The organism is Mesorhizobium sp. M7A.F.Ca.US.005.03.2.1, from assembly GCF_003997795.1.
In the GTDB taxonomy this organism is placed as follows: domain Bacteria; phylum Pseudomonadota; class Alphaproteobacteria; order Rhizobiales; family Rhizobiaceae; genus Mesorhizobium; species Mesorhizobium ciceri.
Genome location: NZ_RZRP01001492.1, coordinates 1 through 678 on the forward strand (window position 1 = coordinate 1; position 678 = coordinate 678).

Sequence of the window (678 nt, forward strand, 5' to 3'; positions counted from 1 at the left end):
AAGGTCGAGGAGATCGAGACCAAGAACATCGTCATCGCCACCGGCTCGGATGTCGCCGGCATTCCCGGCGTCAAGGTCGACATCGACGAGAAGGTGATCGTGTCGTCGACCGGCGCGCTGTCGCTGGATAAGGTTCCCGGCCATCTGGTGGTGGTCGGCGGCGGTGTCATCGGGCTCGAGCTCGGCTCGGTGTGGGCGCGGCTCGGCGCCAAGGTCACCGTGGTCGAATTCCTCGACACCATCCTGGGCGGCATGGACGGCGAGGTCTCCAAGCAATTCCAGCGGTTGCTGGGCAAACAGGGCTTCGAGTTCAAGCTCGGCGCCAAGGTCACCGGCGTGGCCAAGGCCAAGAAGGGTGCGACCGTCACCTTCGAGCCGGTCAAGGGCGGCGCCGCCGAGACCATCGAGGCCGATGCCGTGCTGATCGCCACCGGCCGCCGCGCCTATGCCGACAGCCTCGGGCTCGGGGAAGCCGGCGTCGAGGTCGACGAGCGCGGCCGGGTCAAGACCGATGGCCATCTCAAGACCAATATCCCGGGCATCTATGCCATCGGCGATGTCATCGCCGGGCCGATGCTGGCGCACAAGGCCGAGGACGAGGGCGTGGCGGTAGCGGAAACCATTGCCGGCCAGGCCGGCCACGTGAACTATGACGTCATTCCGAGCGTCGTCTACACC

1 protein-coding gene is annotated in these 678 nt (G+C 66.5%); it reads left to right on the plus strand.

The genetic code is table 11. The annotated features are described in order from the left end of the window. On the plus strand, positions 1-678 hold a 678-nt coding region (locus EN991_RS38685), incomplete at both ends, for an FAD-dependent oxidoreductase (RefSeq protein WP_164769783.1).